This is a genomic window from Bathymodiolus heckerae thiotrophic gill symbiont (genome assembly GCF_900128515.1).
In the GTDB taxonomy this organism is placed as follows: Bacteria; Pseudomonadota; Gammaproteobacteria; order PS1; family Pseudothioglobaceae; genus Thioglobus_A.
Window position 1 is genome coordinate 1 of the sequence record NZ_FQTP01000087.1, and the last position, 5,701, is coordinate 5,701.

Annotated in this window: 5 protein-coding genes and 1 pseudogene; 5 read left to right on the forward strand and 1 reads right to left on the reverse strand. The window is 37.0% G+C overall.

The window, feature by feature from the left end:
* Nucleotides 1–167 (reverse strand): annotated as a pseudogene (locus BTHERMOSOX_RS08865) (IS1595-like element ISBaz1 family transposase); the annotation flags it as partial.
* Between the two features lie 193 nt (nucleotides 168–360).
* Between BTHERMOSOX_RS08865 and BTHERMOSOX_RS08870 the strand changes: the two are divergent.
* The 5 genes from BTHERMOSOX_RS08870 to BTHERMOSOX_RS08890 all read left to right on the forward strand — a co-directional run bounded on the left by BTHERMOSOX_RS08870 (nucleotide 361) and on the right by BTHERMOSOX_RS08890 (nucleotide 5,483).
* The gene (locus BTHERMOSOX_RS08870) at nucleotides 361–1,704 is read left to right on the forward strand and encodes an ABC transporter substrate-binding protein (RefSeq protein ID WP_171004713.1); all 1,344 of its coding nucleotides are present in this window, start codon (nucleotides 361–363) and stop codon (nucleotides 1,702–1,704) included.
* A gap of 122 nt (nucleotides 1,705–1,826) precedes the next feature.
* Nucleotides 1,827–2,843 (forward strand): branched-chain amino acid ABC transporter permease, encoded by a 1,017-nt coding sequence (locus tag BTHERMOSOX_RS08875; RefSeq protein WP_138120719.1) that lies wholly within the window; start codon nucleotides 1,827–1,829, stop codon nucleotides 2,841–2,843.
* A 5-nt stretch (nucleotides 2,844–2,848) separates the two neighbouring features.
* Complete coding sequence (locus BTHERMOSOX_RS08880; RefSeq protein ID WP_138120720.1) at nucleotides 2,849–3,979, forward strand: branched-chain amino acid ABC transporter permease; 1,131 nt, start codon at nucleotides 2,849–2,851, stop codon at nucleotides 3,977–3,979.
* Nucleotides 3,980–4,741 (forward strand): ABC transporter ATP-binding protein, encoded by a 762-nt coding sequence (locus tag BTHERMOSOX_RS08885; RefSeq protein ID WP_138120721.1) that lies wholly within the window; start codon nucleotides 3,980–3,982, stop codon nucleotides 4,739–4,741. It begins immediately after the preceding gene.
* Nucleotides 4,734–5,483 (forward strand): ABC transporter ATP-binding protein, encoded by a 750-nt coding sequence (locus BTHERMOSOX_RS08890; RefSeq protein ID WP_138120722.1) that lies wholly within the window; start codon nucleotides 4,734–4,736, stop codon nucleotides 5,481–5,483. The genes BTHERMOSOX_RS08885 and BTHERMOSOX_RS08890 overlap by 8 nt, the downstream gene beginning before the upstream one ends.
* The last annotated feature ends 218 nt before the right edge of the window (nucleotides 5,484–5,701 follow it).

Consider the following 5,701-nt stretch of genomic DNA (forward strand, 5'->3'; position numbering starts at 1 on the left):
ATTCTAAGCCTAATAGCGGTTAAATATTTGTTGATTGTTTGTCTGCTCAATCCTGTTAATTCCTTGATTTGAACTGAGTTCAAATCAAGAGAAAAATACTTAATTATTTCTCTAAATTTCTTCTCTGGAATACGGGAACGATTTACATACTTGTTTTTTACTTTCATAATGGTACTTTAACATGATTTTAAATATGCTTAAGTTGTCATGACCTAAGAATAATTAATAATTTATTAACCTTTCTAGAAAGGTATATTAGAAAATAATGATAGTGTTTAGTATGATAAATTTCGGAGTATCATTATTTCAGTTGATTTACAAATTAAACAAGATAATAAAAAATTGAAATAGGGGATATATATGAGCGACAATACTAAAGATCAAAATACAATTAGCCGTAGAAACATGTTAAAAACTAGTGCAGCACTAGCAGCTGCACCAATGTTTTTTACAAAAGGTGCTTATGCAAAGGATTTTACTAATAATCCTGGCAACTCATCTACAGTCACATTAGGCTTTAACGTGCCACAAACAGGCGCATATGCAGACGAAGGTGCAGACGAATTACGTGCATTTAAATTAGCGGTAAAGCATTTAAATGGTAAGGGTGATGGCGGTTTAATGAATACTATGAAGCCTATGAATTTAAAAGGCAATGGCATTTTAGGCAAGAAAGTTGTTTATGTAACTGGTGATACTCAAACAAAATCAGATGCAGCTCGCGCATCAGCAAAACGTATGATTGAAAAAGACGGCGTTATTATGTTCTCAGGTGGCTCTTCGTCGGGCGTTGCTATTGCAGTTCAAAGTTTAGCTCAAGAGGCTGGCGTTATCTTTATGGCTGGTTTGACACACTCTAATGATACAACAGGTAAAGACAAGCGTCGTTACGGCTTCCGTCACTTCTTCAATGCAAAAATGACTGGTTCAGCTTTAGGTCCAGTACTTAAAGAGGAAATGGGCATAAGTAGAAATGCATACCATCTTACTTCTGATTACACTTGGGGTTGGACTCAAGAAGAGTCAATTAAAGAGACAACCGAAGCTTTAGGCTGGAATACCACTGCTACAGTTAGAACACCTGTAGGTGCTGGTGATTTCTCTCAATTTATTACACCAATTTTAAACTCAGGTGCTGATACATTAATTCTTAACCATTATGGTAAGGATATGATTAACTCATTAACGCAATCAGTTCAGTTTGGTTTACGTGATAAATTAGTAAACGGCAAGCAGTTTGAAATTATCGTTCCTTTATATTCACGTTTAATGGCTCAAGGTGCTGGTGAAAATCTTCAGGGTATTCTAGGTACAACAAACTGGGATTGGCAATTGAGAGATGAAGGCTCTAAAGCGTTTGTTAAGTCATTTGGTACAGAGTATGGCTTCCCACCTTCAATGGCAGCACATACATGCTATGTTCAAACATTACTTTACGCAAATGCTTGTGAAAATGCTGGCACATTCTATCCACCTGAAGTTATTAGACAACTTGAAGGATTTAAATTTGACGGAATGGGTAATGGTGAAACAGAATACCGTGCTGAAGATCATCAGTGTTTCAAAGATGTTCTTGTGGTTCGTGGTAAGCAAAACCCAAGCTCACAGTTTGACCTTCTTGACATCGTTAAAGAGGTGCCACGTTCTGAGGTTGAGTATGATGCATCAATCTTTGGTGGTAACTTAGGTCCTTACAAGGTTTAAGCCTTAAAAGGATAACTTGTAAATGCCAATTGCATTAATTGTGGTTGGCATTTTTTTTGATATTTATTAAACAAAACTATTTTTAATAATTAAAGTGGTTCGTTAAATAATGGAAAACTATTATGGATGCTATATTAATACAATTACTTAACGGCCTTGATAAGGGTGCTGCTTATGCGTTAATTGCACTTGGGTTGACCTTGGTGTTTGGCACACTAGGCGTGGTTAATTTTGCTCATGGTGCTTTGTTTATGTTGGGTGCATTTTGCGCAGTAACATTTCAAAAAATCTTGACTATTTCAGTTAAGGTTGTTGATCCAAGTATTACTTTTTTCACCGCCTACAAGGAGCAACCTTATTTAGAAATTTGGTTTGGAGATGTGGGGCTCGCGATCATAGACTACGCTGTACCATTGTCTATTTTTATGGCAATACCAGTCATGCTATTGATTGGCTTGGTAATGGAAAGAGGGTTGATTCGTCACTTCTATAAGCGTACGCATGCAGAGCAAATCTTGGTAACGTTTGGTTTAGCAATTGTTATTCAAGAAGTGATTCGTCATTTCTTTGGCGCTAATCCAATTCCAACGCCTGCGCCAGATATTGTATCTAGTAGTGCCGCCATTGGTTCTTGGTTAGGGCTTAGTGAGAATTTAGTTTACCCATGGTGGCGATTAATTTATTTGGCTTTTTCAGCCTTAATTATCACTTCTGTATTTGCATTTTTGCAATTAACAACATTTGGAATGATTGTTAGAGCAGGTATGTTCGATCGTCAGATGGTTGGATTTTTAGGTATTGATGTTCAAAGAAAATTTACTATTGTATTTGGCCTTGCAGCTGTTGTTGCTGGCTTAGCAGGTGTGATGTATGCGCCAATATTGCCACCTGATTATCATATGGGAATGGACTTTTTAGTCCTATCATTTGTGGTTGTGGTTGTTGGTGGCATGGGCTCTTTAGGCGGCGCTGTGGCAGCAGGATTTTTACTTGGAATTTTACAATCGTTTGCTTCAATGACGGTTATTACTGAACTTGTCCCAGGTATTGATCAAGTGATTATTTACTTAGTTGCGGTGATTGTTTTGCTAACGCGTCCACGAGGTTTGATGGGTCGTAAAGGTGTAATGGAGGATTAGAGATAATGATATTAGAAAAAAAACGTAGTGATCTAGTAACAATGATATTGTTTTCAATGGTTGTATTATCAATGCCAATTTGGTTAAATCCATTAGGTGCAAATTATCCTGACTTATTACAAAAATTTGCTATTTTTGGTATTTTTGCAATTGGCTATAATATTCTATTTGGATTGACAGGTTATCTATCTTTCGGTCATGCAATCTTTCTAGGTGTTGGTTCTTACACAGCTGTTTGGTCGTTTAAATTATTAAGTATGAATGTTATTCCTGCTGTTATATCTTCAGTAATTTTGGCAGGAATTGTTGCGGCATTTGTTGGTTTTGTGAGTTTACGTCGATCAGGCATTTATTTCTCCATTCTTACCTTGGCATTTGCACAAATGTTTTACAACTTGGCTTATTCGGTATTAACACCAATTACCAATGGTGAGACAGGGTTGCAGCTAGCACTTGAAGATCCAAGGGTTATTGATCGTTTGTTCTCGACAGCAGGAGAGGGTTTACCCTCTACTGAGTTATTTGGTTTATCCATGAGTGGCTATTCTGGCTTTTACTTTTGTGCTGTTATGTTGATTGTAGCTTTTTATGTATCCTTAAAAATCTTCAACTCACCTTTTGGGCTGAAATTAAAGGCAATTAAATCTAACCAACATCGTATGAAATATACGGGCTACAACACACGCCCTTATTTGCTGACTGCTTTTATAATTTCAGGTATGTTTGCTGGATTGGCAGGCGCACTTATGGCGGTTACTGATCCATTAGCAGGTGCCGAAAGAATGCAATGGACAGCTTCTGGTGAAGTGGTGTTAATGACTATTTTGGGTGGTGTTGGAACTTTGTATGGTCCGTTGTTGGGTGTGGTTATTATTAAATATTTAGAGAATATCTTTTCAGCAGTTAACGAAGCAGTATTACAGACTTTCTTTGATTTCTTGCCAAGCTGGCTTCAAGATACAATGGTTGTGATTGTTTCCCCGTTTGTAGGTGAAGGCTGGCATTTGACCTTGGGTTTGATGTTTATGGGTATTGTGATCTTTTTACCTGGTGGTATTACAGAAGGATTTCAGAAAATGAAAAAACGTTTTTTCACAAAGGAAAATTCTGAATCCTCAAATCAGGAGGGTAAGTAAATGTCCGAATCTGTTTTAAAAATTACCAATGTTAATAAATCCTTTGGCGGCTTAAAGGCACTTAACAATATTAATTTAAATATTGAAAAAGGCAAGGTGCATGCCATTATCGGCCCAAATGGTGCAGGTAAATCAACCTTGCTAAATGTTTGTATTGGATTATTGGCGCCTGATACAGGTACGGTTGAATTTAATGGTAAAAATATTGTTGGCAAGCAAGCGCACGAAATCAATCAAATGGGTTTGGTTCGTGTATTTCAAACACCTGAAATTTTTGCTGATTTAAGCTTATTGGAAAATGTCATGGTGCCTGCTTTGGCTAAGCGTGATGGTTCATTTAAATTTAAAATATTTCGCTCTCTTGCTAATGAGGTGGATATCATGGAAGAAGCGATTAGTGCACTTGACAGTATTGGTATGAGTGACAAACTATATCAATTGGCTGGCAGTATGTCTCGTGGCGATAAGCGTCGTTTGGAATTGGCAGTGTGTTTGATACAGCATCCAAAACTACTTTTATTGGATGAGCCAACCGCAGGTATGGCAAGGCATGATACTAATCAAACTATTGAGCTGTTAAAAAAAATCAAAGAAGGTGGAATGGCTAAGATTATTATTGAGCATGATATGCATGTTGTATTTAGTGTGGCCGATACAATTTCAGTACTAGCAAGAGGTGAGATTATTGCAACGGGAACGCCAGATGAAATTAAAGGAAATCCTGTTGTTCAAGAGGCATATTTAGGCGGTTCAGATGAGTAATAGCATACAAAAACCAATCACTTCAAAAGGTTCAGATCCTGCATTTTTTTCATGTTGGGATCTTCATTCTTATTATGGTGAAAGTTATATTGTTCAAGGTGTTAGCTTTAATGTTCGTGAAGGCGAAATTATTGCTTTATTGGGTAGAAATGGCGCTGGAAAGACATCAACATTAAGATCAATTGCACGTGCTGAAGAGCCGCAAGTTAAGCACGGTGAGCTTTGGCTTGATCACCAGCCATTGCATGCAATGAAAGATTATCAGGTGGCTCAGCTTGGTGTTGCACTTGTTCCAGAAGATAGGTGTATTATTGGCGGATTAACGGTAGAAGAAAATCTATTATTGGCGCAAATTGAAAAGCCTATTGGTTGGTCTTTAGAGCGAATTTATGAACATTTTCCGCGCTTAAAAGAAAGACGAAATCAAGACGGTATCACTCTTTCTGGTGGCGAGCAACAAATGCTTGCTGTTGCTAGAGCGTTAGCTAGAGATATTAAATTATTATTGTTAGATGAGCCTTATGAAGGTTTGGCACCAGTTATTGTTCGTGAAATCGAAGATATTTTACTTAGTATTAAAAAATTAGGCATCACTACGATTATTGTTGAGCAAAATGCTGTTGCCGCATTGCGCTTAGCGGATAGAGCGCTGATATTAGATACCGGAAAAATTGTATTTGATGGCACTGCTCAAGAAGTATTAGATAATGAAGAATTAAGACACCAGTATTTAGCTATTTAGATTTAAGTTAAGTAATTCAATACTATTTAGACATTCGTACCAATTGCCCTAAATAATTGGTATTATTTGAAAAAGCTCATTTTAAAGATAATAAAAAATTATGGATATTTACCCTATTGCAAAATCTAACAAAAAACCACTTTGCGACGCCTCGCAATATGAGCAGATGTATACTCAGTCAATTAAAGACTCTGATAAATTCTGGGCCGAGCAGGCTA